The sequence below is a fragment of the Chryseobacterium sp. MP_3.2 genome, assembly GCF_035984805.1.
Taxonomy (GTDB): Bacteria; Bacteroidota; Bacteroidia; order Flavobacteriales; family Weeksellaceae; genus Kaistella.
In genome coordinates, this window is record NZ_JAXCHW010000008.1 from 35,380 (window position 1) to 60,715 (window position 25,336).

Genomic DNA, 25,336 nt, shown 5'->3' on the forward strand with positions numbered 1-25,336 from the left:
ATTTGTTAAGATGGACCGTCGCATTTTGTGGCGGTTTGTTTTTTGTGGTTTAATATAATGCAAAGTGAATTGATGTATTAGTTAAATTAATTGATGCAAAATTTTGTTATTTGATAACTATTAAGTTAACTTTGTAAAATGAGTTGTTGTTTCGACAAAGGAAACTTGGTTGTTCTGTTTAATGGCTTTCAGAAAAAATCTCAGAAAACTCCTAAGAATGAAACTGGCCTGGCTTTGAAACTCAAAGATGAATACTTTAAAAATAAAAAATAATGGATACAAAAGATATCAAAAATGCTATAAACTTTGACGAATTATTAGACTTAAAATACGGAGAAATTGGTTCTGAAAACCGTGATGTTTTTGAAGAGAAAGCACAATATTTTGTCATTAGTCAAATGTTGAGAGAAGCACGAAAAGAAGCGAATATGACCCAGGAACAATTGGCTGTAAAAGTGGGTACTAAAAAAAGTTATATTTCAAGATTGGAAAACGGGAAATGTGATATTCAACTATCAACATTGTACCGTATTTTTGAGGTTGGACTTGGTAAAAGAGTGAGTTTAGTATTCGGTTAGTATATATAAATCCCAGCAAAATTAATTGCAAGGATTTATCATTTTCAAAATTTTCGGTTAAACCCCGCAAGAACCACCTTCATTGGTATATCCCAACTTTCCTAAAATCTTATCCAGCAAACACCAATTCGTCATTGAGGATTGAAGCAAATTAATTCCTACAAATCCAGTCAGCCATAACCAATTTTGGTTTACATAAACGGAAAGAAGGATACTTACTAATACCATCGTTCCGGCAAATGCGTGTATTATTCTATTTTTCATAATATATTTTTTATTGTTCTTTATTGAATTAAAATTGTTGTTCCAAAGCGATTAAAGCAATATGAACTTTGGAAAGTGTTTCCTGATGGCTGTTGAAATCTTCGATTTTTTTAATGATGATCTCGGTGTTTTCCAAAGGAACAAAAACCGTGAAGAGTAGGGAATCGGTTTCGGCGTAAGAAGATGCGAACCAATTGCTTGTTTTATTGCTTTCCCCTTCGTTTTTAAAACCTTTCACGGAGTTGTAAGTAAAAGATTTTGCGCCTGATTTTACTAAAATATTTTTGATATTGCTTTCAAATTCCTTGATCGCGGTGATGAGTAATAATTTCATTTGTATAGTTTTAAAATTCTCTGCCGAAATAGTTGACGGCAGAGAATTGAGTTAATTAATCCTGAAGTTCTTCTTCAATGACAACTGGTTCTTGTTCTACGGGTTCGTTTTGTAGCCAGTTTTTCTTTTCAGACATGTAATAAATCAAGGGAATTACAATTAGTGTCAAAAGCGTAGAAACAATGGCTCCAAATACCAATGAGATTGCCAAACCTTGAAAAATAGGGTCAAATAAAATCACGACTGCTCCAATTACTACCGCTCCAGTTGTTAATAGAATCGGTGTCGTTCTTACTGCTCCGGCTTCGATGATCGCTCTTTTAATGGGCGCTCCTTCATTCAAACGAATTTCAATAAAGTCAATCAAAAGAATCGAGTTCCTCACCATAATTCCTGCCAAAGCAATCATTCCGATAAATGAAGTTGCCGTAAAGAAAGCGCCTAATAACCAGTGTCCGAGTACAATTCCGACCAAAGAAAGTGGAATAGGGATCATCATCATAATTGGCGTTTTGAAGTTTTGGAACCAACCCACGATCAACATATAAATAATGATGATCACGACTAAAAATGCGGCTCCCAAATCGCGGAAAACTTCTAGAGTAATTTGCCATTCTCCATCCCATTTCACGGTGTAATCCGATTCATCTTTTGGCGTATTCATGTACAGTTCATTCAAAGAATATCCCGCCGGAAGTTTGATTTTTTTCAATTTCTCCTCCATTCCCAGGATCGCATAAGCCGGACTTTCTAATCCTCCTGCCATATCTGCGAGAATATAAACGACGCGTTTCTGGTCTTTTCTGTAGATTGATTTCTCCAAAGTTTCCCTTTGAACTTTTACAATGTCACTTATCGGAACCATTCCGGCTGCACCTTTTACTTTTAAATCTGTAATGTTAGAAATGCTGGTTTTGTCACCATCCTCTAACTTCATCACAATATCGACCGCGTCATTTGATTTTGGATCAAGTAAATTTCCGATTGAATGTTCGCCAATTAAATAGGTGAGATTTCCTACAATTTGTTGTGGCGCAACACCATTCAACATGGCTTTTTCTTTGTCGGCTACGATTTTAAATTCCGTTTGTGGAGATTCTACCATCCAGTCTACATCCACGACATCATCTGTATTGATGAGAATTTTCTGAACTTCATCTGCAATCCGAACTTGCTCCTCATAATCTGGTCCATAAACTTCTGCAACGATCGTTGATAAAACGGGTGGTCCCGGCGGAACTTCTACGATTTTCACATTCGCGCCATATTTTTTGGCAATCTTGTGAATTTCCGGACGAATAGTTTTTGCGACATCATGACTTTGATTATCGCGATCTTCTTTATGCAAAAGATTCACCTGAATATCCGCAGAATTACTGCTTCCACGCAAATCGTAATGACGAACCAAACCATTAAAAGTGATCGGTGAAGCGGAACCAATATAAGATTGATAATTCACCACTTCTGGAACGGTTTTCAGATATTGTGCAATGTCTTGCGTAACGGCCGCAGTTCTTTCCAAAGTCGTTCCTTCCGGTAAATCGATAACTACCTGAACTTCATTTTTATTATCAAACGGAAGCATTTTTACAGCCACCCATTTTGCCGCAAAAGCAAACATAGAAATCATTAGCAATACACCCGTAATTCCGAGCATGGTCCATCTTTTCTTGCTATTATCAAGCAAAGGTTGCTCAACTTTTTTGTAGATTTTATAGATGAAACCAGTTTCCAAACCTTGCTCTTCTTTATGTTCCTCGCTGTCTTTTACTTTTAATAAGTGGAAACCTAAATATGGCGTAATCGTTAAAGCCACAAATAGGGAAAGTAACATCGCAATCGACGCACCGATCGGCATCGGAGACATATAAGGTCCCATCATTCCAGATACAAATGCCATGGGTAAAATCGCGGCAATTACCGTAAATGTTGCTAAAATGGTTGGATTTCCAACTTCATTAATGGCGAAAATAGCGGCTTGTTTAAACGGTAATTTCTTCATGTGGAAATGCCGGTGCATATTCTCCGCAATAATAATACTGTCGTCAACGACGATTCCCACTACAAAAACGAGGGCAAAAAGCGTGATTCTGTTCAGCGTATAACCCAACATATAATACGCGAAAAGCGTCAATGCAAAGGTCAATGGAACTGAAAAGAAAACAACTAATCCGCCTCTCCATCCCATTGCGAGCATCACCAAAAGCGTTACGGCAACAATCGCAATTCCCAAATGCCCCATTAATTCTGAAACTTTATGAGAAGCAGTTTCGCCATAATTCCGGGTGACTTCTACATGAACATCATTTGGAATTAAAGTTTTCTTTAAAGTTTCTACTTTATTTAAAATCTCTTCTGAAATATGCATTGCATCGGCTCCTTTAACTTTCGAAATAGAAAGCGTTACAGCAGGATATTCCGATAAAAAACTCTTGCCTTTTTCCGTGGCATTTCCATAACCAAAGTTTACATAATTGGTTGTAGAAGAAGGGCCATCTTCAATTTTCGCGACTTGTTTCAGATAAACCGGCATATTTTGAGAAGTCCCGATCACTAGATTTCCAACATCTTCTGCGGTGCTTAAAAATTCGCCTGTTGTTACCAAATATTCGGCGTCATTGCTTGCGAAGCTTCCAGATTGGGAACTTCCGTTTCCGGCTTGAATCATTTGCATAATTCCCAACGGATCCACATTTGATTCCGCCATTTTATCTTTGTCAACAATCACTTTTAATTGACGATTTCTTCCACCGATCACGTTGGTGAGGGAAACATCTTTAATTTTTTTGACTTCCGAAGAAAGTTCTTCAGTCATTTGTCTTAACTGAAAATCGCTGTATTTTTCACTCCAAAGCGTTAATCCCAACATCGGTACATCGTCAATGGAGCGGGTCTTAACTAAAGGTTCGTAAACTCCTTTTGGAAAAATATTTTTATTTTTCATCAACTCATCGTAGAGTTTCACATAAGAACGTTCGGTATCTTCACCCACGTAAAATTGAACAATAATCATGGCTTTTCCATTCATCGCCATACTGTGAACATGCTCAACTCCTTTGATGTTGGAGATGAGTTTCTCTAAAGGTTTTACCACGCGATTTTCTACTTCCGTAGGATTTGCACCGGGATAACCGACCATTACATCGGCCATTGGAACAATAATCTGTGGTTCCTCTTCTCTTGGTATTAAGGTGGAACTGTAAGCGCCGATCACCATCAACGCAACCATCAACAGAATTGATAATTTTGAATTGATGAAGACTTCGGCTATTCTTCCTGCGATTCCTTGTTGCATAATATTTTTTTAAATAAGTGAGGAAATTATTGTTTTACTTTTGCTCCGTTAAAGAGTTTTCCTTGAGCCGAAACGATATAAGGTTCTTTAGAATTTAAACCCGATAAAATTTCTACCTGATCTCCAAAATTTTTCCCTGTTTTTACCCAGCGGAGAATTGCAGTATTGCTTGAACTCACCGTGTAAACTCCTGTTAACTGGCCTTTTTCTACCAAAGCAGATTTTGGAATCATCACGCCTTCCTGGAAATCCTGATTTACTTTTCCGGTATTTTTAAAAGGAAACTGGATATTCACAAACATTCCCGACAATAAATTTTTGCTATTAGAAACATTTACTTTCACCATGTATTGACCACCTGTGTTTGCGGAAGATCGGCTGATTTCTGCGACGGTTCCGGCAACTTCTTCGTTGTTGGATTTTAGCGTGATTTTCACCGGCATTCCCTGTTCTATTAAAGTAATATTCTGCTCCGAAACCAAAACTTGCGCTTGTAATGCGGAAGGAGATTCGATGGTTAGCAAAGGCATTCCTGGACTTGCCATATCTCCTTGTTCTGCAAATTTCGCCGTAATTACTCCAGAAATTGGAGCCGTAATATTGGTGTAACGGTATTGTGAATTTACTTCACTTTTCATGGCTTGAGCTGCTTGTAATCCAGCTTTTGCCATTTCGTAGCGCGCTCTCATATCATCCAATTCTTTTTGAGAAGCACTTTGACTTTTATATAAATTGGAGAAACGCTCGTAATCTTTTTTAGAAATATTATAATTTGCTTGCGCTTGAGAAATCTGCGCATTGGCTTGTCCACCTTTTGCTTGGATATCTGTTGCGTTTATGCTCACTAATAATTGTCCGGCGCTTACATTTTGTCCAACTTCGGCTTTCATTCCTGTGATGTAACCCATCATTCGGGTGCTTACATTTACAGAATTTTTCGCCACTAATTTTCCACTTGCACTTGCATAAGCACCTTCGGAATTAGCACCGGACTGATTCACGGTTACTTGAATCGGCTTCTGAGAAAGGGTTGCATCTTTTTCGTCGGCGGAGCAACTCATGGTCAATCCTAATATGAGGACGGAATAAACTAATATTTTCATTGTATTGATTTTAGAAATTAGAGGTTAGAAATTAGAGGTTAGAAATTAGAAAGTAGAGGTTAGATTTTATCGTATTATCTAATGTCTAACATCTCATATCTAACTTCTATCTTAAAAATTTAAAGTATTCAAGCGCCGAATTATATTCGAAGATCGCCTGTTGATGCTCCAGTTCTTTTTGGGACATCATTGTTTCTGCAGAAAGCAAATCAGAAGATTTTTCTAAACCTTGATTGTATCTGTTTTTTCGAATTCTGTACGCTTCTGCACTTTGATCCCAAGATAATTTAGTTAAAGAAACTTTTTGATCCGCATCTAAAACCTGTCGGTAAGATTTGTTGAGCTCCAACTGATTCTGTTTTTGATATTGCTGAATTTCGGTTTGTGCTTTTGACAGATCTGCTTTGTATTTTTCCTGTTCGCTTTTTGCTTTTAGACCATCGAAAACATTCCAGGATAATTGCAGTCCGACCAAATATCCGTTTGCATCAAATTGATAAGGTTTATTGTCATAGACTTCAAAACTTCCAAAGGCATTTAATTTGGGAAGAAATTTCGCTTTGGAGGATTTGATCATCCAATCGTACGCTTCAAGAGATTTTTCATACGCTTGCAAATCTTTTCTGTTCGGATTTAAAGTCGGATTTTGCTCCAAAATATTTTCCTGATAAGAAAATTCATCCTGCGGTTTTAAAACTTTATTTTGAGAATCTTCATTCAATAAAAAATATATATAATCCGAAGCGTTTCTCACATTGGATTTTGCATATTGAATCTGGCTTTCAATTTCGGAAACTCTTACGTCCATGTACAAAACTTCAGATTTCTGGATCATTCCGTTTTTGTAATAATTGTCGATTACTTTTTTATTGGCAAGTGTTGTGTTTTTCGCTTCTTCTAAAACTTTCACCACTTTATACGTCATTTGCAATTGCAGATAAGCTTTATTCAAATCAAACTGAAGATATTCTTTCGTCCGTTCTTCTTTAATTTTTAAAACATCCACTTTTACTTCACCCGCTTTCTTTTGGTACACCGCATCTTTATTAAAAATCGGTTGCTGAACTTCTAATTTAGTCGCGAAATTGAAAATATTGTCTGGACTGTTTAATCTCGCCGGATCAAAATCCATCATCGTAATTCTTTCCTGATTCAGTTTTGACCCAAAAGCCATCAAAGGATTATTGGTAGAAATTCCCGTATAAGACGCAGTGATGTTTGGCAAATACATGGCGCGACTTTCGAGCAAACTTGCTTTGGCAATATTCACTTCGTCATTTGCTAATTTTACGGATAAATTCTGGCCTTCAATTTTCGCTTCTAAATCTTTTTTAGAAATTTGAATGGTATCCTGAGCGAAAAATTGAGTTGATATAAATAATAGGAATAATACTTTTTTCATGTCTTATTAATTTGATGACAAAAGTATTGCAGTAAAAAATCCTACACAGTGACAAAGGTTACATAGAAAGAAGCAGTGGGAATAGTGAGAACTAAAATAAAATCGCAGTCTGGTTATTGGTAACTTACCTCACAAGAAATAATAAAAAATTTTAATGTCAGTAAAAACCCTATTTTTACAGTAAACAACTAAATAAAAATGATGACAACTCTTTTACTTTTAGCACAAATTATTGTAGCAGCTGCCGTTTTCTACGTTTGGATTTTCAGATATGATGTAATTGTCAAAGAATTTAAACAATTCGGATTGAGTGATCTAACAAGAACCTTTGTTGGAGCAGCAAAGATTTCCTTAGCAACGTTGCTGGTTGCAGGAATTTGGTTTCCGTCCTTAGTTGCGATTCCCGCCATTTTGATGGGATTATTTATGGTAGCTGCACAGTACTTTCATTTTAAAATTAAAAATCCATTCATTAAACACTTGCCATCGCTCGTTTTATTGATTCTTTGCATTTTCATAGCAGTCGTTTCGATGGACATTATTTAAACATGAATTATTTGTTGATTTCCTGTGTGTTAATTTCAAGTCTCTCTTTTGCGGGTTATGCTATTTCCTATTTTGTGTCACCGAATATGAAAAAAGAATTTAATCGATTTGGCTTAAAAGGTTTTGGAATTTATGTGATTGTCTTAGAAATTTTGGGCGCCGCGGGTTTGCTCATTGGGTTATTTAATAAACCCCTTTTACTTATTTCAGCTGCTGGACTTGCCCTTTTGATGTTATTTGGTGTATTAACGAGAATTAAAACAAAGGATAGTTTATTAATCTCTACACCAGCAATTTTTTTTATGATTCTTAATGCCTTTATATTTTATTTGGCAATAACTCAAACCGTTTGAGAGGTATCATTTCAATATAAAAAAATGTCGAAAAAACAAGGGTTTTCTGCTGATCGGTCAGTTTGTTTTTAAATGTTATGGATGTGTGGTAACCATCACGATGTTTAATTTAATCGAATTTTGATCTTTTCAAAATGCACTTCGGTAAAGCCTCTCTTTTTCTAGAATTAATAATATATATCTTTTATATAAAGCTTTGTTGATTCATCAGAGCTTTTTTAAGTTTGGAGGCGGAACCGAATGAAAAATGAAAAAGTTTCAATTGCCTTTCGCAGGAAATGATATCTTTAACATCAATTAAAACTTCCAAAGTTTGAATATTTTCTTTAATTGCGGACCCTTTCTAAATAGTAACCTCAAAATGAAAAAATATAGCATGAAAAAATTCTTTAATGCAAGTTTCTTATTAGTATCTCTTACGATTTCATTCTTTAATGCAAATGCCCAGACTACTCTGAAAGCCGCGCCTGTTTTTGAAAATGGAGAAACTCAAATCGTCCCCGAATTTAAAGATGCGGACAAATGGATTAGAACCGATCTTTGGGTTGAAACCCCTTTTGATACAGATGGTGATGGTAAAAAGGACCGCATGCATGTTGATGTGACCCGACCGTATCAAACCGAAACTGAAGGATTGAAACTTCCTGTGATTTATGAATCGAGTCCGTATTATTCCGGCGTTGCACCTGATGTAGAAGGTGGTTTTTGGGATGTTAACCATGAATTGGGACAAGCTGGAAAAGCGCGCGTCCACGCTGAAGTTGTTCGAACTGGTAAACGTCCTATTATATCAAACTCACTCATTGCAACTTGGGTACCTCGTGGTTTTATTGTGGTCCATTCCTCTTCGCCGGGTACTGGTTTGTCTCAAGGTTCCCCAACGGTTGGTGGTGAAAATGAATCCTTAGCTCCAAAATCAGTCATCGATTGGCTCAATGGAAGAGCTAAGGGATATACTTCTGCAGATGGTACTGAAAAAGTGAAAGCTTATTGGACAACGGGAAAAGTAGGGATGACGGGAACTTCCTACAACGGAACAATTCCACTAGCTGCCGCAACAACTGGTGTCAAAGGTTTAGAAGTGATTATTCCTATTGCGCCAAATACATCTTATTATCATTACTACCGCTCAAACGGATTGGTTCGTTCACCTGGTGGGTATTTAGGGGAAGATGTTGATGTTTTGTATGATTTTATTCACAGTGGTGATGAATCCAAACGCGCCTATAATAATGCGAATACCCGAGACACCGAAATGAAAAACGGTATGGATAGAATTACCGGCGATTATAATGATTTTTGGTCGGACCGTGATTATCTTAACCAAATGCCGAAGATGAAAGCTGCACTATTAATGGCTCACGGTTTTAACGATTGGAATGTGATGCCGGAGCACAGTTATCGCATTTATAAGAAAGCCAAAGAGATGGGCTTAGAAACAGCCATCTACTACCACCAAAATGGTCACGGTGGACCGCCACCACTTGAAATGATGAACAAATGGTTTACTCATTATTTATTTGGGATTGAAAACGGCATAGAAAAAAATACAAACAAAGCCTTTATTGTTCGGGAAAATGATGCGGTTGATAAACCAACTTCTTACCAAGATTTTCCAAATCCAGAAGCTAAACCGGTAACCTTTTATTTAACGAAAGGTGCGCCGAAAGTTGGAGGATTAATTACCGAAAAATCATCTGGGGAAGGGAAAGAGACCTTGGTTGATAATTATTCATTTAACGGTGAAAGTTTAGCCAGAGCTGAAAATACGGATCACCGCTTATTGTATGTGAGTCCAAAATTCACAAAAGATATTCATCTATCTGGCGTGCCAAAAATCACCATTAAATTAGCTAGTAACAAATCTGCAGCAAATTTATCAGTTTGGTTGGTATCATTACCCTGGAATGAAGGAAGAACTGCAAAAATTACTGACAATAACATTACCCGTGGTTGGGCTGATCCGCAAAATCATGCGTCGATAAGAAAAGGCGAACCCTTAGTTCCAGGCAAGAAGTATGAAGTATCTTTTGATTTGCAGCCCGATGATCAAGTCGTTAAAAAAGGACAACAAATAGGATTGTTGATTTTCTCCAGTGATAAAGAATTCACCTTACATCCAGAACCAGGTACGGAATTAACAGTTGATTTGGAAGGAACTCAATTAACATTGCCAATTGTGGGTGGTAAGAAAGCGTTTTCGGATGCAATCAGTGATAATTAAATTTAGTACATCTATCAAAACAAATAAAACCTCGATTATTCGAGGTTTTATTATATAGAATATCGTGATGTGTTTAAATTTTTTCGTTTAAACTTGCCCAACCGCCACCATTATGTACATCGGTATAGCCATTTTTCAGAAGAATTGTTTTCGCTGTGCCACTTCTCATTCCAGAAGCGCAACACGTAATGATGGTTTTATTTTTGTCTTTCAGTCGGGACAAATTATTCAGAAGTTGATCCACCGGAATATTGAGGGAGTTTTTAATATGACCTCCTGCATATTCGTCTTTGCTGCGAACATCCACGATAATGGCTCCTTTTTTAAGAAGGTCTGCGTAATCTGTTTTTGTGAATCCGAAGAGATTGTTGATTGTATCTAACATCAATTTGCTATTTAATTGGTTTAATACTGCAAATTTAGGTCAGACAAATTCTCGATACAGTAATCAATATCACAGAAGCTCAATTTTATTTCGGGAAAGAATTAAGAGATGATCTTTTTCCATTTGTTTCAAAACGCGGCTCGTTGCTTCACGTGTAATCCCCAATTCATCTGCTAATTGCTGATGCGTAACGGAGATTTCTTTAGAATTGTACAGTTGAGATTTCTGTTTGATGAGGTGCAACAATCGTGCATCAATTTTTTGGAAAGCCACAGAATTCACTACCTCCAATAATTCTTCAAACCGTTTTTGATATAAATTGAAAATAAAATCCGTCCAGTCTGGATATTTTCTCACCCATTCTTTCGCTTTATCAGACGGGATCAACATAATTTCTGCATCTTCCTCTACGATAGCTTTGATTTTGGAAGTCTCATTTTTCATTCCTGCCAAAATAGAAACAATGCAACTTTCGCCCGGCGTTAAATAATAGAGCAGGATTTCCCGTCCATCTTCTTCAGTTCTGATGACTTTGATGCTGCCTGAAATGACAACCGGAATATGTTTGATGTAAGAATCCATATTCACAATAATTTCACCCGCTGAGAAATGTTTTAAGTTGCCAGATTCTTCAATTTCTTGTACTAAATCTGACTGGAAAATATCTTTTAAAATCATAATTTCAAAGTTAAGCATTAATTCAACTGAAAAAAAAGTGCAAAACTTTGAACCATATTTTTAAACATGATTTAAACTGCATCTTAAATCAAAACCGATTTGTCCGTTTTCATTTCTCTTATGAAACTCAGCTTTTTATAGATTTGAATAGACTTTGGTGAAATTTTTTTAGTGAGTTATACTTAATAACTCCTAATTTTTTATACTTTTGGGAATCTTAAACAAATAAAAAATGTCAAATCTTTGGAAAACAAAATCCCTTGCGCAGCTTCTAGAAACGGCTGAAGACTCGGAAAAGGGACTTAAAAGAACATTGAGTGCTACTTCACTCGTGGCGCTCGGAATTGGAGCCATCATTGGAGCTGGTTTATTTTCTCTTACCGGAATTGCTGCAGCAGAAAATGCTGGTCCTGCGGTAGTCTACTCATTTATATTAGCGGCTTTGGGTTGTGCGTTTGCAGGACTTTGTTACGCAGAATTTGCTTCTATGATTCCTGTGGCAGGTAGTGCTTATACCTACTCTTACGCCACCATGGGAGAGTTTATGGCTTGGATTATTGGTTGGGATTTAGTTTTAGAATATGCTTTGGGAGCTGCAACAGTTGCTGCCTCTTGGTCACAATATGTTTCTAAATTTTTGTTAGGTTTTGGTATAGATTTACCCACTTCTCTGGTACACGGTCCCTGGGATCCGACGCCAGGATATTTAAATTTACCTGCAATATTAATAATCTGTCTGCTGTCTTTACTTCTAATAAGAGGGACGAAAGAATCAGCTTTAATCAATAATATTCTTGTTATTTTAAAAGTAACCGTAGTTATAGTATTTATTGCTTTAGGTTGGGGTTTCATCAATCCAGAAAATCACACCCCTTTTATACCTGTCAATGAAGGAGAAGTTTTGATGAAGCAAGGTCAAATGGGCTTCTTTGAATTTTTCCAAAGTGATTATTTTGGCCATTATGGTTGGAGTGGAATTTTACGTGGAGCTGGAGTTGTTTTCTTTGCCTTTATCGGTTTTGATGCCGTAAGTACTGCCGCTCAAGAAGCGAAAAATCCGCAAAAAGGGATGCCAATTGGTATTATTGGTTCATTGATTATCTGTACCATTTTATATGTATTGTTTTCTTACGTATTAACAGGTTTAGAAAACTATGTGAATTTTAAAGGTGATGCAAGTCCTGTTACAACTGCCTTCGCGAAGACGGGTTATACCTTCCTTAATTCTGCCTTAACCATTGCAATTATTGCAGGATACACTTCTGTAATGTTGGTGATGTTAATGGGTCAAAGTCGTGTATTTTACAGTATGAGTGTTGATGGTCTATTGCCGAAATTCTTCAGTGATGTACACAGTACGCGTCATACTCCATGGAAAACCAATCTTATATTTATGGTGTTTGTAAGTTTGTTCGCGGGATTTGTACCTGTGTCAGATTTAGGTCACATGGTAAGTATCGGAACATTATTTGCGTTCTCTTTAGTTTGTATTGGAGTAATTGTAATGAGAAAAACTAATCCAGATGCAGTTCGAGGTTTCCGCGTGCCATTGGTGCCATTCTTACCAATTTTAGGAGTAATTATCTGTGTCGCTTTGATGGCGGGATTACCTATAGAAAGTTGGGAGCGATTGGGAATTTGGCTCGCGCTCGGTTTCATTATTTACTTCGCTTACAGTAAAAAACATTCTAAATTAAATGATCCTCGATAACTAATATAATCCCGTCACTTGTGGCGGGATTTTTAAATACTCAACTAAAATGCAAAAATTCTTTATCCTTTTATTCGTAAGCTTAGGTTATTTGTCTTTTGCCCAAAAAGTCCATTTCGAAACTTTATTAGAAGATAAAATCTCCATTCGGGCTTTGCAAATTAATGATGGTAAAGTTTTCTACACGGGAACAGATTCAAAGTTTGGCTACGTAAATTTGAAGGACACTGCAGATAAAAAGCAAATTAAATTGTTTTACAAGAATTTGCAGTTTCGAACTTTGGGACAAAATAAGAATGCTTTCTATGCTATTAATATTGAAAGTCCAGCTTATTTTTTCAAGATTGAAAAAAAGTCTTTGAAGGCAAAACTGGTTTTTACAGACACGGTAAAAAGTGCTTTTTATGATGCGCTTCACTTTGGAAAAGATGGTTTTGGAATCGCATTAAGTGATCCAAATGGTACAAAAGCCGCAATCTCCACCTTTAAAAAAAATTGGGATCGATGGCAAAAATGTGCAGAAGGCTGTTTGCCAGATTTTCACGTTGGAGAAGCCGCTTTCGCCGCAAGCAATTCCAATATTGCTTCGTCGAAAAAGTATATGTGGTTTGCCACTGGCGGCATGTCTTCCAGGATTTTTAGGCAAAATATTAAAACCTGTACCTGGGAAATTTTTGAAACGCCTTTTATCCAAAGAACATCTTCTACAGGAATGTATTCCCTCGATTTCTTAGATGATAATTTCGGTATTGCAGTGGGTGGAGATTACACGAAACAAGCAGAAAATATCAACAATATTGCTACTACAAATGACGCTGGAAAAACATGGCAAATTCAAGCTTCGGGAAAAAATGGCGGGTACAAAACCTGCGTAAAATTCCGTCCGAAATTCAAAGGAAAAGACATCATCGCAGTTGGCGATCAAAATATCGAATTTTCTAATGATTACGGAAAAACCTGGAAAATAATTTCCGAAGAAAAAGGATTATACGTCTGCGAGTGGATTGATGAAAATACCGTGGTTTTCGCAGGTAGAAATCGAATTGTGAAGATGGAATTTATGCTGCTGTAATTTTCTCTAAATGTACAATCCTTTTTTATTTATATTTGGCTCCTAAATTTTTATAAATATTTCGCGTCCTTTTAATTATTTTCTATGAAAAAAATCTACTTTATTCTTTTCCTTATTTCGATCAGTTTTAGCTTCCTGAAGGCGCAAAATTTAAATATTCCCGATGCAAATTTCAAGCAGTATTTGGTTTCTGAATTTGATACCAGTGGAGACGGCGAAATTCAAACAAGTGAAGCATTAGCTGTTACCTCCATTTCTTGTTCTTCAAAAAATATTTCTTCGATGGAAGGAATTAAAAGTTTTTCTAATCTACAGATCCTTAATTGTAGCAGTAATAATATTGTTAATTTAGATTTGCGAAGTTTAAACAAACTTAAAAAGATTTCTTGTTCTTATAATACTATCGCAATGCAATCTTTAAACATATCAGGATTAACCAACTTAGAAGATTTGAATTTCCTTTATAACAGATTACCCACTCTAAATGTTCTTGGATTATTAAATCTTAAAAATCTGATTGTTACTGGTAATTATTTGACATCGTTAGATGTGAGTGGTCTTAGTAAGTTAACTATTTTGCGCTGTAACAGTAATTTTTTAACTTCCTTAACAGTAAATAATGCTGTAAACTTACAGGAAGTAAATTGCAGTACTAATAAGCTTGCTGTTCTAGATGTTAGTAAACTTTCAAATCTCAAGTATTTATACAGCTCATATAATCAATTAACTTCTGTAAATGTTGCTGGCTTAGCAAATTTAATTGGCTTGGATTGTGAACAAAATATGCTTACCACCATTAATCTGCAAGGATTGACAAGTCTTTTAAATTTAGAAATCGGTCATAATCGGTTAACTACATTAAATGTGTCAGGCTTAAAAGGTTTGGGAGCGATATTATGTTACAATAATAAATTAACTTCGATTATTTTTTCGGGAGAATATCCAATTTTAAATAATTTGTTTTGCTATAATAATGAGTTCACAGCACTCGATCTGAATCATTTACCTCTTTTGCAAACTTTGGAAGTTTATAATAATCCTAATTTGGAGCGGTTACTTATAAAAAATGGGATGGATCAAAATTATTTTTTGAAAATAGAAAATACTAATTTAAAGTATATTTGTTGTGACGATTTTGAATATGAATATGTTCAAAACATGATTAATCAACTTGGCTTTCAGAATCAGTGTGCTGTTAATACCTATTGCTCATTCACTCTAGGTGGAAATTACAATACAATTGGAGGAATTACAAAATTTGATAAAAACGGCAATGGTTGCGAAGCAGGTTCCGAATTAATTTCGTCAATTAAATATGCTTTTTCCGACGGTACAAATACGGGGTTCATTTTGGGTGATTACAATGGTTCCTATAAAAATGAGGTGGGTTCTGGGACATTTGTAATCAGTCCAATTTTCGAAAATCCTGACTATTTTACTGCTTCACCTCCGACCATGCAATTTGTTTTTGCCAATAACAACAATAATAGTCAAACACAGAATTTCTGCATCACTCCAAAGGGAACCAAAAATGATCTTGAAGTGAATATCATTCCAGTGAATTCTGTTCGTCCAGGTTTCAATACTACTTTTAAGTTAATTTATAAAAACAAAGGAAATACGATTTTGAGTGGAACGCTGAATTTTAAGTTCGATCAGACCAAATCGCAGTTTATTGCTGCTGATCTTTCTCCGGATTCTCAAATATTAAGCACGCTCAGCTGGAATTTAACAGACCTGAAACCTTTCGAGACTAAAACTATTTCTATTACGCTAAAAACAAATACACCACCTGTCGTAAATATAAATGATGTATTAAATTATTCTTCGAAAATTAAGCCTGTTATGAGTGATGTTACAGAAGATGACAATACTTTCAATCTGCAACAAATGGTCATTGGTTCTTTTGATCCTAATGATAAAACATGCTTGCAAGGAAGTGTAATCACTCCAGATCTGATTGGAAAATATGTGACCTACAAAATCCGTTTCGAAAATACAGGAACAGCCAACGCAGAACAAGTTGTGATTAAAGATGTCATTAATACTTCAATGTTTGATGTGAGCAGTATTATTCCGATTACAGCAAGCCATTTTTACCAAACCAAAATTACGGGAAACCGTGTAGAATTTATTTTTGATAATATTGATCTACCTTTTGAAGATGATTACAATGATGGTTATATCGTTTTTAAAATTAAAACTTTGCCATCTCTGATGGTTGGTTCGCAAATTAAAAACAAAGCAAGTATTTTCTTTGATTATAATTTACCCATTGTAACTAATGAATTTTCATCTGTTTTTCAGACTTTAAGTAATGCTGAATCGTTTTTAAAAAATGAGGAGGTGAAAATTTATCCAAATCCAGTGAGAGATTTTTTACATTTTGAAACAGAAAGCAAAGTAAGCTCAGTTACAATTTATGATGTTGCCGGAAGAATGGTGCAGAAAGACTCTGTAGACGAAAGCAGACTTGATGTACGTGTGCTGAAAAAAGGATACTATTTCTTAAAACTTGAAACGGATAAAGGATATTTTGTAAAAAAAATTATGAAAGAGTAAGCTTGAAAGTTTTGATTTTTAGTTTCTTTAGAAATTGTCAAATGTCATGTGTAATATTCACATCTTCTTTTTCATAATTCGACCACTCTTAACTTATTTCGTATTTTTGCCAAAGGAAATTTTAAAGGAAATTTCAGAAATAGTTTTAAAAATAGAGTCAAAAATGAATTCTTTAATCGATAAATATAATATTCCGGGACCGCGTTACACTTCTTATCCCACCGTTCCTTTTTGGGATGATGCCAATTTTACCAGTGATTTATGGCAAGAATCTGTCATCAGAACTTTTGATGAAACCAACGAATCCGAAGGAATTTCTGTTTATATTCACCTTCCTTTCTGTGAAGCTTTATGCACTTTTTGTGCCTGTCACAAAAGAATTACAAAAAAACATTCTGTAGAAACTCCCTATTTAGAAACCGTTTTGAAAGAGTGGGATCTGTACGTGAAATTATTTGGCAGAACTCCAAAAATTAAAGAACTTCACTTAGGAGGCGGAACTCCAACTTTTTTCTCCCCGGAAAATTTGACCTTACTAATAAATGGTATATTTTCTAAAGCCGAGATCGCAGAAAACCCAGAATTCTCCTTCGAAGGTCATCCTAATAATACCACGAAAGCGCATTTACAAACTTTGTACGATCTAGGTTTTAGACGTTGCAGTTTCGGGGTTCAGGATTATGATCCGATTGTTCAGAAAGCCATTAACAGAATTCAGCCTTTCGAAAATGTAAAGAATGTGACAGAATGGGCAAGAGAAATCGGGTACAAAAGCGTTTCGCATGATCTGGTTTTCGGTTTACCTTTTCACACCTGGGAAAAAATGGAATTTTCCATCCGCAAAACTTTAGAACTGAAACCGGATCGACTGGCGTTTTATTCTTACGCACATGTTCCCTGGATCAAAGGAGTCGGACAACGTGGTTTCGATGAAAACGATCTACCAAGTGGCAAAGAAAAACGTAAACTTTACACCAACGGAAAAAAATTATTAGAAGAATTAGGCTACATCGAAGTGGGAATGGATCATTTCGCGTTGGAACATGATGACCTTTATCAATCCATGGTTTCCGGCGATATTCACCGAAATTTTATGGGATATTCTTCCAGTAAAACGCAATTAATGGTCGGTTTAGGAATGTCTGCAATTTCTGATTCCTGGTATGGTTTTGCGCAAAATGATAAAAGTGTAGAAGAATATCAACACATTGTAGAACAGGGAATTATTCCTGTTGTTAAAGGTCATATTTTGGACAAGGAAGATTTGATCATCCGGAAACATATTTTGAATTTAATGTGCCGTTTAGAAACTTCCTGGGATTTACAGACCAGTTTCCCAGAAATCGAAAACGCCCTGCAATCATTAAAAGAAATGGAAAAAGACGGTTTGGTAGAAATCTCCGACAACACGATAAAAATCACAGAAAAAGGCCGCGCTTTCACCCGAAATGTTGCCATGACTTTTGATTTAAGAATGTTGCGGAATAAGCCTGAAACAAGAATCTTTTCGATGACGATATAATTGATGAGGCGACTTTAATAAGTCGCTTTTTTATTTAATGATTTCTTAATATCAGTAAAGCTTTGATGGTAAAACTTTCCTCAGATTTAATTATCTTTAAGGAAATAAAAACTTACAAAATTCCTTTTCTATGACCATTTCGAACAGCACGCTCGATGATATTTTAGAGATATTCCGACTTTACAAATTAGCGACTGATTACCAAAAAGCAGCTTTTCCTGGAAATGTTTGGCCGGAATTTGATAAAGATTTTATTGCGTCAGAAGTTATTGAAAACCGACAATTCAAAATAGTGATCGATAATCAAATTGCCTGCATTTGGGCGATTACTTTTTATGATGCCCAAATTTGGGAGGAAAAAGAAAATAATGATGCGATCTATCTTCATCGCATCGCCACAAATCCAGAATTTAGGGGAAAGAATTTCGTCCAACTTGTTGCAGATTGGTCGAAAGATTTTGGAAAAAAAGAAAACAAAAAGTTCATCAGAATGGATACTTGCGGACAAAACAATCGCTTAATCAACCATTACAAAAGTTGTGGTTTTCAATTTTTAGGAATGAAAAAGCTGAAAGATTCTTCTGGATTGCAGGAACATTATCAAAATGCGGAGGTTTGTTTTTTTGAGATGGAACTTTAGAACTAAAGAAAAAATTTACCTAGAAATTAATCAAAGTCAACCTTAGAAAATTATTGATATACATGATCGATTTTATTGGAGATATTCACGGACACGCAGATAAACTGGAAGAATTGCTCCTTAAATTGGGTTATTCAAATGCAAAAGGTTTTTATGAACATCCTAATCTGGAAAGAACCGTTCTATTTGTGGGTGATTACATCGATAGAGGTCCGAAAATTAAAGAAACTTTAGAAATCGTGAAATCCATGGTCGAAAATGGGAGTGCAATTGCATTGATGGGAAACCACGAATACAACGCGCTTTGTTTCCATTATCAGGAAAAAGAAGGAGGCCATTTAAGAAAACATCTTATTAAAAATATTATTCAGCATTTTGAAACCCTGAAACAATTTCAAAATAGACAAGAAGAATATGAAGAATATTTAGACTGGTTTAAAACCTTACCGCTTTTTTATGAAACAGAACAGTTTCGCGCCGTTCATGCTTGTTGGGACGATGAAACAATTGACTATTTAAGGACCCGATTGGTGAATAATTGTTTGACCGAAGACTTACTTATCGAATCTGTGCAAAAAGGAACAAAGCTTTATGAGGCGATTGATCAAACTTTGAAAGGAAAAGAGATTAAAATGCCGAAAGGATTAGATTTCTCTGATAAAGACGGTACAATAAGAACAGATATCAGAATTAAATGGTGGGAAAATCCCACAGAAATGACCTACAAAAAAATTAGTGTGGAACCTTTGGATCATTTACCCGAAACCCAAATGGATCTGTCTCTTTTAAAAAATAAAAACTTTTACGGAGAAGATGAAAAGCCAGTTTTCTTCGGGCATTACTGGTTGAAAGATAAAGCACCTTTTTTATACAAAAAAAATATTTGCTGCTTGGATTACAGTGTTGCGAAGGAAGGATATTTAGCCGCCTATACTTATGATGGAGAACTTAAATTAAATCCTGAAAAGTTCTTTGTTTGAGAACTTTTAAATAAAATTTAAAATTAATTCGAGCTCTTTTTATTTCAATGATTTACAGGGCGTATTTCTATATATCTAAGTTTTGAAAATTCTATTTCTATTCAAAATTTTTTTCAAGGTCACCTAATTAAAGCCTAAATTTATATAAAATTTAAAATCAATGTCCAATATAGACACTTACCTCGATTCCCACTTTATTCACCGCAGCAATTGGTTAAGAGCCGCAGTTCTCGGTGCCAATGACGGAATAATTTCTGTTTCCAGTCTTGCGATTGGGGTTGCCGCTGCAAGTTCCACGTCAGAACCTATTGTTTTAGCAACAGTCGCAGCTTTGGTTGCCGGAGCTTTATCTATGGCGGCAGGAGAATATGTTTCCGTGAGTTCCCAAACCGACATCGAAACAGCAGATATTGCCAGAGAACAGGAAGAGCTTTTGGAAATGCCCGAAGAAGAACTGCAAATGCTCGCAAAAATTTATGAAAATAGAGGTTTGAAAAAGGAAACCGCCTTGCAGGTTGCCCTGGAATTAACGGAACACGATGCTTTAGGAGCCCATGTTCGGGATGAACTTGGTATCAATGAAATCAGTCAGGCAAATCCAATTCAGGCGGCGCTCGCTTCTGGAAGTGCGTTTACGGTGGGAGGAATTTTGCCACTTTTGGTCGTTTTGTTCGCGCCTGTAAAATCCATGGAATATTGGCTCTACGGTTTTACGATTCTTTTCCTCATCATCTTGGGTGCATTTGCCGCAAAAACAGGTGGTTCGAAAATTTCTAAAGCCATCATCAGAATCACCATTTGGGGAACCATCGCCATGGGATTATCCGCATTTGTAGGGTATCTTTTTGGGGTGAAAGTTTAAAAATTAGGGATTTTAAATACTTGAATTTTTTTTTAACTGCGGTTTCTTATTTTACAATTAATTTTTGAGAATACACTTTTATCTCGTTCGATTTTAAATTTACAAAATAAACTCCCGATTTTAAAGATGAAATATCAACGCTTCCGTCTGCATCTACATTTGATTCGAAGATTTTTCTGCCTTCAATATTGATGATTTCTGCCGCGTAATTCTTTGAATTCAAACCTTTAATAAAAACTTTTCCCGAGGCGGGATTTGGATACATAGAAATTTGATTTCGAGAACTGTTTTCGGCCACCAAAGTCGTGGTAGATAATTTGTAAATTTTTCCATTATTTACGGCCGCAACGTAAATTTCCTTGTTAAGATCTTCCCCAAATGTCGCAAAATTATTACCCGAATAGGGCGTAGTCCAAACAATTGAATTATCTGTATTTAACATTCCGATCTGTGTAGAACAATAATCAGCGAAAAAATATTTACCCGAAAAAGCCGGATAAGCACTTCCTCTGTAAACATAACCACCTGTAATGGAGCATTTCCCGCCGGAATGATCATAGACCACAAGAGGAAAAGTCATGGTGTTCATTGGCGCACAACCGGTTAAAATATTGCTTGCGTTTCCTTCATAGCAGCGCCATCCGTAATTTATTCCCGCCTGAGAAATTGGCATTTTATTGATTTCTTCAAACTGACTTTGACCTACATCTGCGATCAGAACGTTTGAAGTACTTAAATCAAAGGAAAATTTCCAGGCATTTCGCAAACCATAAGACCAAATTTCATCGGCTCCAGCAATTCCTACGAAAGGATTATCAGCTGGGATTTCATAATTTCCGGTAGAATTTACATTAATTCTGAGCATTTTTCCTAAAAGCGAATTTTTGTTTTGGGAATTATTGTTCGGATCATTGGAACTTCCGCCATCACCCGTAGAGATCCATAAATTTCCATCGGGCGCGAAATGCATGCTTCCGCCATTGTGATTGGAAAAGGGTTTCACAATATTCAAAAGTATTTTTTCGGTTCCGATATCTGCAATATTTTGATTCGTAGAATTTACGTTATATCTCGCCACTATAATGTTTCCAGCAGTATTGTTGTAATAGACAAAAAAATATCCGTTTGTGGTATATTGTGGATGAAAAGCCAAACCTAAAAGTCCTCTTTCTCCCGAAAAAGTGATCTTTGAACTTAAATTGATAAAATTGGCAGCATTTGTAGTTCCGTTCGGAAGTAGAATTTTGATCGCGCCATTTTGCTGTACCACAAATAATCTGCTGTCTCCTGCATTTGTGATTTCTACCGGAGCCGTGAAACCATTTGCAAACTCTGTTAAAACAATATTTTGACCATAAAAAATTGCAGAGGTGCCTATTAATAGAATAAGTAATAAATTTTTCATAATTCTATAATTTTTTGATTAATGTAAATTTAGTGTATAAAGTTTAAGAAAAATAATTTTCCGCAGAATCCTGAAATAATATTTCGGATTTAATCGGTGGTCAGTGATTTTGTTTAAGATTATGAGGTCCTAAAAATAATTTGTTAAAAATTCTTAATTCTACTGAAAATCATTATATTTGCCGACTATAATTTTAACGTTGTAAACTATTAACAATGCAAGGAAAAGGACTTATTACGCTGGTTGCGGTTATTCTGGGACTGATCTGTTTAAATGAATTGTTACCAACTTGGTATGCTGGTAAAATTGAAAAACAAGCCACTGAATATGCGGGGAATGATCCCGTAAAATATAATAAAGAGTTAGCTCGACTTTCTGAAGACACCCTGAATTTGGGTTTTACTAAGCTTTATTATTCCAGAGCCAAAGAACGAGAAATGAAACTTGGTCTGGATTTAAGAGGTGGTATCAATGTTCTTTTGGAAATTAACCACAGAGATTTGGTGAATGATTTAACGAATTATTCGGTAAACCCAATTCTTTTGGAGACTTTAGACAAAACGGATGCTGCACAAAAAAATTCTACCGGCGCTTACATCGAGAATTTCTTTAGAATATTCGAAGAAGTAAATAGTGAAAAACAAGGCAACTTAAAATTGGCTGATCCAGAAATTTTTGGAAACACCAACTTAAGTGAAATTAAATATAATTCTACAGATGATGAAGTAAAAAACATCATCCGTGCGAAAATATCTGCCGCAGAAGGAACTGCTTATGAAGTAATCCGAACGCGTATTGACAAAATGGGAGTTACCCAACCAAACGTGCAGCGTGTGCCGGGAACAGGTAGAATTTCTGTGGAAATGCCCGGATCTACCAATAAAGATCGTGTTGTAAAAATGCTTCAAACTTCCGCGAAACTTCAGTTTTGGGAAGTGCAGCAAGTTCAAGAAATATTTCCTTATTTCGAGCAGCTTAATGCAGTGATTGCCGCCAAAGGTGATTCTATGGGTGTAGCTAAAAACACCAACTTCACCAATTTAATGCAGTTGACTTCTTTAAAATCTAATGGAATTGGAAACATTAAACTTTCCGATACTGCCATTGTAAATAAGGTTTTAAACTCCGATTTAGCGAAAAAACTTCGTCCAGCAAATATTAAGTACACTCAATTTATGTGGGGTTACAAACCAGAAGCTGGGGACGAAAATAATTTAGTTTTATATGCTGTTAGAAGTAACATCAATAAAAAAGCTCCCGTAGACGGTGCTGTAGAATCTGCACGGGTAAATTATGATGAACTCGGTAGAGTAGTTGTAGACATGCAAATGGATTCTAAAGGTTCTAAGGACTGGAAAGCAATGACGGGAAAAAACGTGAACAAGCCAGTTGCCGTGACTTTGGATGATGTGGTTTATACCGCGCCAAACGTAGTAAACGAAATTCCAAATGGTAGAACTCAAATTTCTGGAAACTTCTCTCAGCAAGAAGCCCAAGATTTAGTAGATGTTTTAGGTGCAGGTAAACTTCCGGCAAGTGCGAAAGTTGTTCAGGCAGATGTAGTAGGACCTTCTCTGGGTGCAGAATCAATTGATGCTGGAGTTTTATCCTTTATCATTGCCTTTTTGGTAATTATTGCCTATATCATTTTCTATTATGGTGGTGCAGGGGTTTTTGCGGTAATTGCAATGATCATCAACCTGTTCTATATTTTTGGAATTATGGATTCTGTGGATGCAACCTTGACACTTCCTGGTATCGCAGGTATTGTACTTTCCATGGCAATGGCGGTAGATACGAACGTAATTATTTATGAGCGAACAAAAGAAGAACTCTTCGCTGGGAAAAATATTTTAGAAGCCTACAAAGATGGTTTCAAGCATGCACTCTCTGCGATTATTGACGGTCACTCTACCACAATTCTTACGGCGGTAGTATTATACGTTTTCGGAACGGGTCCAATTAAAGGATTTGCAGTAACCTTAATTATCGGTATTCTAATGACTTTCTTTACGTCTGTATTATTATCCAGAGTAATGATTTTCGCGCGATTGAATAAAGGAAAAGGACTTTCTGTTTGGACGCCTTTAACTAAAAATCTTTTCAGAAATGTTTGGATAGATTTCATCGGAAAAAGAAAATACGCTTATATCGTTTCTGCAGTATTAACGGTTTTAAGTTTAATTTCCATTTTTACCAATGGCTTTAAATATGGAATTGATTTCACGGGTGGACGTAATTATGTGGTTCGTTTTGAAAATAACGTAGATGCAAGCAAAGTGGAAGCTGATTTAGTTGCCCTCTTTAAAACTGCAGATAATAAAAACTCTTCCGTTGAAGCCAAAACTTTTGGTAGAGACAATCAATTAAAAATCTCTACAGATTATTTAATTGATGATGAGTCACTAAAAGCTGATCAAACCATTGAGAAAAAACTCTATGATGGTTTAAAGAAGAACTTGCCTGCAAACATGACATTGCAGCAGTTTAAATCAGCAGAAAAAGCAAATGCAGGTATTGTTTCCTCCACGAAAGTTGGTCCTACCGTTGCAGATGACATTAAAACGGGGGGAACATTTGCAGTAATCTTAGCATTGGCAGGGATCTTCTTGTATATCTTGGTAAGATTTAGAAAATGGCAATTCTCCTTAGGAGCGGTTATCGGATTGGCTCACGATGCAATTATTATTTTGGGAGCTTACTCCTTATTGCATAAATATATGCCATTTAACATGGAGATCAACCAGGATTTTATTGCGGCAATTTTGACCGTTCTTGGATATTCCATTAATGATACGGTAATTGTATTTGATAGAATTCGAGAGTATCTGCGCGAGAAAAAATCCATCACCTTGGCGGGATTATTTGATGACTCTATTTCTAGTACGTTGGGTAGAACTTTTAATACCTCATTAACTACGATCTTGGTTATTTTAGCCATTTTCATTTTCGGTGGAGATAATCTAAGAGGATTTATGTTCGCCTTATTGCTCGGTATTGCCTTTGGAACATATTCTTCCATCTTTATTTCCTCAGCAATCGCTTATGATTTCTTGAAGGGTAGAGGTAAAGAAGAGGAAGTTACAGGCAGAAGTTCTACTGACAAAGAAGTACCGGTGAAAAGAGAAATCTAATCAATCCGTATAATTATATAATGTCCTTCGAAAGAGGGACATTTTTCGTGTAAGATTGTATAGTAAAGAATTGATTTTTTTTGGGCAACTTAATCCGTCTTCCATTCCCGCTATTTTTTGCCTTCGCTTTAACCAACGCAAAAAAATGAGCTTCATTCAAGCCGGGTTGCAGATTTGTTTCTAGATTGTAATTATGAATTTGTAAGCAGACCAGTTTTTCTTTTGAAACCTGTTCAAATGATTAAGTGACGGTAAATATTCTAGTTGAAAAAAATATAAATGATTA

General features: G+C 35.9%; 21 protein-coding genes. 13 read left to right on the forward strand and 8 right to left on the reverse strand.

The genetic code is table 11. The features are described from left to right. Positions 1-138 precede the first annotated feature (138 nt). Both RCH13_RS10510 and RCH13_RS10515 read left to right on the forward strand, forming a co-directional pair. Positions 139-273 carry a type II toxin-antitoxin system RelE/ParE family toxin gene (locus tag RCH13_RS10510; RefSeq protein WP_326987194.1) on the forward strand — a complete coding sequence of 45 codons (135 nt, stop codon included), beginning with the start codon at positions 139-141 and terminating at the stop codon, positions 271-273. Next, positions 273-578 (forward strand): helix-turn-helix transcriptional regulator, encoded by a 306-nt coding sequence (locus tag RCH13_RS10515; protein WP_326987195.1) that lies wholly within the window; start codon positions 273-275, stop codon positions 576-578. The genes RCH13_RS10510 and RCH13_RS10515 overlap by 1 nt, the downstream gene beginning before the upstream one ends. Positions 579-635: 57 nt before the next feature. Here the strand turns inward: RCH13_RS10515 and RCH13_RS10520 are convergent, their stop codons facing one another. The 5 genes from RCH13_RS10520 to RCH13_RS10540 form a co-directional block, all read right to left on the reverse strand. Next, positions 636-842, reverse strand: a complete 207-nt coding sequence (locus RCH13_RS10520; protein ID WP_326987196.1) for a YgaP family membrane protein — start codon at positions 840-842, stop codon at positions 636-638. A 28-nt stretch (positions 843-870) separates the two neighbouring features. Next, positions 871-1,176: a hypothetical protein gene (locus tag RCH13_RS10525; protein ID WP_326987197.1), complete on the reverse strand. Its 306-nt coding sequence runs from the start codon at positions 1,174-1,176 to the stop codon at positions 871-873. Between the two features lie 55 nt (positions 1,177-1,231). Then, a complete protein-coding gene (locus tag RCH13_RS10530; RefSeq protein ID WP_326987198.1) occupies positions 1,232-4,471 on the reverse strand; it encodes an efflux RND transporter permease subunit in 3,240 nt (1,079 codons plus the stop codon). 26 nt (positions 4,472-4,497) lie between these two features. Then, positions 4,498-5,574 (reverse strand): efflux RND transporter periplasmic adaptor subunit, encoded by a 1,077-nt coding sequence (locus tag RCH13_RS10535; RefSeq protein WP_326987199.1) that lies wholly within the window; start codon positions 5,572-5,574, stop codon positions 4,498-4,500. Between the two features lie 106 nt (positions 5,575-5,680). Next, positions 5,681-6,976: a TolC family protein gene (locus tag RCH13_RS10540; protein WP_326987200.1), complete on the reverse strand. Its 1,296-nt coding sequence runs from the start codon at positions 6,974-6,976 to the stop codon at positions 5,681-5,683. Positions 6,977-7,174: 198 nt separating this feature from the next. Between RCH13_RS10540 and RCH13_RS10545 the strand changes: the two genes are divergently transcribed. From RCH13_RS10545 to RCH13_RS10555, 3 genes are all read left to right on the forward strand, one after another. Next, positions 7,175-7,522 carry a DoxX family protein gene (locus RCH13_RS10545; protein ID WP_326987201.1) on the forward strand — a complete coding sequence of 116 codons (348 nt, stop codon included), beginning with the start codon at positions 7,175-7,177 and terminating at the stop codon, positions 7,520-7,522. Positions 7,523-7,524: 2 nt separating this feature from the next. Then, positions 7,525-7,875: a DoxX family protein gene (locus tag RCH13_RS10550; protein WP_326987202.1), complete on the forward strand. Its 351-nt coding sequence runs from the start codon at positions 7,525-7,527 to the stop codon at positions 7,873-7,875. Positions 7,876-8,251: 376 nt separating this feature from the next. Next, complete coding sequence (locus tag RCH13_RS10555) at positions 8,252-10,099, forward strand: Xaa-Pro dipeptidyl-peptidase (RefSeq protein WP_326987203.1); 1,848 nt, start codon at positions 8,252-8,254, stop codon at positions 10,097-10,099. Positions 10,100-10,172: 73 nt separating this feature from the next. Here the strand turns inward: RCH13_RS10555 and RCH13_RS10560 are convergent, their stop codons facing one another. Next, a complete protein-coding gene (locus tag RCH13_RS10560; RefSeq protein ID WP_326987204.1) occupies positions 10,173-10,484 on the reverse strand; it encodes a rhodanese-like domain-containing protein in 312 nt (103 codons plus the stop codon). 69 nt (positions 10,485-10,553) lie between these two features. Beyond that, a complete protein-coding gene (locus RCH13_RS10565; protein WP_326987205.1) occupies positions 10,554-11,162 on the reverse strand; it encodes a Crp/Fnr family transcriptional regulator in 609 nt (202 codons plus the stop codon). Between the two features lie 232 nt (positions 11,163-11,394). Here RCH13_RS10565 and RCH13_RS10570 point away from each other — a divergent pair, with 232 nt between their 5' ends. The 7 genes from RCH13_RS10570 to RCH13_RS10600 all read left to right on the forward strand — a co-directional run bounded on the left by RCH13_RS10570 (position 11,395) and on the right by RCH13_RS10600 (position 20,511). Then, positions 11,395-12,873, forward strand: coding sequence for an amino acid permease (locus RCH13_RS10570; protein WP_326987206.1), 1,479 nt, complete (start codon positions 11,395-11,397; stop codon positions 12,871-12,873). Positions 12,874-12,922: 49 nt separating this feature from the next. Beyond that, the gene (locus RCH13_RS10575) at positions 12,923-13,945 is read left to right on the forward strand and encodes a WD40/YVTN/BNR-like repeat-containing protein (RefSeq protein WP_326987207.1); all 1,023 of its coding nucleotides are present in this window, start codon (positions 12,923-12,925) and stop codon (positions 13,943-13,945) included. 84 nt (positions 13,946-14,029) lie between these two features. Beyond that, entirely contained in the window at positions 14,030-16,507 is a 2,478-nt protein-coding gene (locus RCH13_RS10580; protein WP_326987208.1) for a DUF7619 domain-containing protein, read from the forward strand. Between the two features lie 163 nt (positions 16,508-16,670). Further along, positions 16,671-18,029, forward strand: a complete 1,359-nt coding sequence (hemN, locus tag RCH13_RS10585) for an oxygen-independent coproporphyrinogen III oxidase (protein WP_326987209.1) — start codon at positions 16,671-16,673, stop codon at positions 18,027-18,029. A gap of 130 nt (positions 18,030-18,159) precedes the next feature. After that, a complete protein-coding gene (locus RCH13_RS10590; protein ID WP_326987210.1) occupies positions 18,160-18,669 on the forward strand; it encodes a GNAT family N-acetyltransferase in 510 nt (169 codons plus the stop codon). Positions 18,670-18,731: 62 nt separating this feature from the next. Then, entirely contained in the window at positions 18,732-19,649 is a 918-nt protein-coding gene (locus RCH13_RS10595; protein ID WP_326987211.1) for a metallophosphoesterase, read from the forward strand. Positions 19,650-19,809: 160 nt separating this feature from the next. Continuing rightward, positions 19,810-20,511 (forward strand): VIT1/CCC1 transporter family protein, encoded by a 702-nt coding sequence (locus tag RCH13_RS10600; RefSeq protein ID WP_326987212.1) that lies wholly within the window; start codon positions 19,810-19,812, stop codon positions 20,509-20,511. 46 nt (positions 20,512-20,557) lie between these two features. Here RCH13_RS10600 and RCH13_RS10605 read toward each other — a convergent pair whose 3' ends face one another. Further along, on the reverse strand, positions 20,558-21,916 hold the full coding sequence (locus tag RCH13_RS10605) for a PQQ-dependent sugar dehydrogenase (RefSeq protein ID WP_326987213.1): 1,359 nt from the start codon (positions 21,914-21,916) through the stop codon (positions 20,558-20,560). Between the two features lie 215 nt (positions 21,917-22,131). Here RCH13_RS10605 and secD point away from each other — a divergent pair, with 215 nt between their 5' ends. Beyond that, positions 22,132-25,050 (forward strand): protein translocase subunit SecD, encoded by a 2,919-nt coding sequence (secD, locus tag RCH13_RS10610; protein WP_326987214.1) that lies wholly within the window; start codon positions 22,132-22,134, stop codon positions 25,048-25,050. Positions 25,051-25,336: the final 286 nt, after the last annotated feature.

What these genes read in the sequence shown, in the direction of transcription:
- RCH13_RS10535 (WP_326987199.1), bottom strand. Translation starts at nt 5,574, where the DNA reads ATGAAAATATTAGTTTATTCCGTCCTCATATTAGGATTGACCATGAGT.
- RCH13_RS10595 (WP_326987211.1), top strand. Translation starts at nt 18,732, where the DNA reads ATGATCGATTTTATTGGAGATATTCACGGACACGCAGATAAACTGGAA.
- RCH13_RS10570 (WP_326987206.1), top strand. Translation starts at nt 11,395, where the DNA reads ATGTCAAATCTTTGGAAAACAAAATCCCTTGCGCAGCTTCTAGAAACG.
- RCH13_RS10530 (WP_326987198.1), bottom strand. Translation starts at nt 4,471, where the DNA reads ATGCAACAAGGAATCGCAGGAAGAATAGCCGAAGTCTTCATCAATTCA.
- RCH13_RS10525 (WP_326987197.1), bottom strand. Translation starts at nt 1,176, where the DNA reads ATGAAATTATTACTCATCACCGCGATCAAGGAATTTGAAAGCAATATC.
- RCH13_RS10520 (WP_326987196.1), bottom strand. Translation starts at nt 842, where the DNA reads ATGAAAAATAGAATAATACACGCATTTGCCGGAACGATGGTATTAGTA.
- RCH13_RS10555 (WP_326987203.1), top strand. Translation starts at nt 8,252, where the DNA reads ATGAAAAAATTCTTTAATGCAAGTTTCTTATTAGTATCTCTTACGATT.
- RCH13_RS10575 (WP_326987207.1), top strand. Translation starts at nt 12,923, where the DNA reads ATGCAAAAATTCTTTATCCTTTTATTCGTAAGCTTAGGTTATTTGTCT.
- RCH13_RS10600 (WP_326987212.1), top strand. Translation starts at nt 19,810, where the DNA reads ATGTCCAATATAGACACTTACCTCGATTCCCACTTTATTCACCGCAGC.
- RCH13_RS10560 (WP_326987204.1), bottom strand. Translation starts at nt 10,484, where the DNA reads ATGTTAGATACAATCAACAATCTCTTCGGATTCACAAAAACAGATTAC.
- hemN (WP_326987209.1), top strand. Translation starts at nt 16,671, where the DNA reads ATGAATTCTTTAATCGATAAATATAATATTCCGGGACCGCGTTACACT.
- RCH13_RS10515 (WP_326987195.1), top strand. Translation starts at nt 273, where the DNA reads ATGGATACAAAAGATATCAAAAATGCTATAAACTTTGACGAATTATTA.
- RCH13_RS10565 (WP_326987205.1), bottom strand. Translation starts at nt 11,162, where the DNA reads ATGATTTTAAAAGATATTTTCCAGTCAGATTTAGTACAAGAAATTGAA.
- RCH13_RS10580 (WP_326987208.1), top strand. Translation starts at nt 14,030, where the DNA reads ATGAAAAAAATCTACTTTATTCTTTTCCTTATTTCGATCAGTTTTAGC.
- secD (WP_326987214.1), top strand. Translation starts at nt 22,132, where the DNA reads ATGCAAGGAAAAGGACTTATTACGCTGGTTGCGGTTATTCTGGGACTG.
- RCH13_RS10545 (WP_326987201.1), top strand. Translation starts at nt 7,175, where the DNA reads ATGATGACAACTCTTTTACTTTTAGCACAAATTATTGTAGCAGCTGCC.
- RCH13_RS10550 (WP_326987202.1), top strand. Translation starts at nt 7,525, where the DNA reads ATGAATTATTTGTTGATTTCCTGTGTGTTAATTTCAAGTCTCTCTTTT.
- RCH13_RS10605 (WP_326987213.1), bottom strand. Translation starts at nt 21,916, where the DNA reads ATGAAAAATTTATTACTTATTCTATTAATAGGCACCTCTGCAATTTTT.
- RCH13_RS10590 (WP_326987210.1), top strand. Translation starts at nt 18,160, where the DNA reads ATGACCATTTCGAACAGCACGCTCGATGATATTTTAGAGATATTCCGA.
- RCH13_RS10540 (WP_326987200.1), bottom strand. Translation starts at nt 6,976, where the DNA reads ATGAAAAAAGTATTATTCCTATTATTTATATCAACTCAATTTTTCGCT.
- RCH13_RS10510 (WP_326987194.1), top strand. Translation starts at nt 139, where the DNA reads ATGAGTTGTTGTTTCGACAAAGGAAACTTGGTTGTTCTGTTTAATGGC.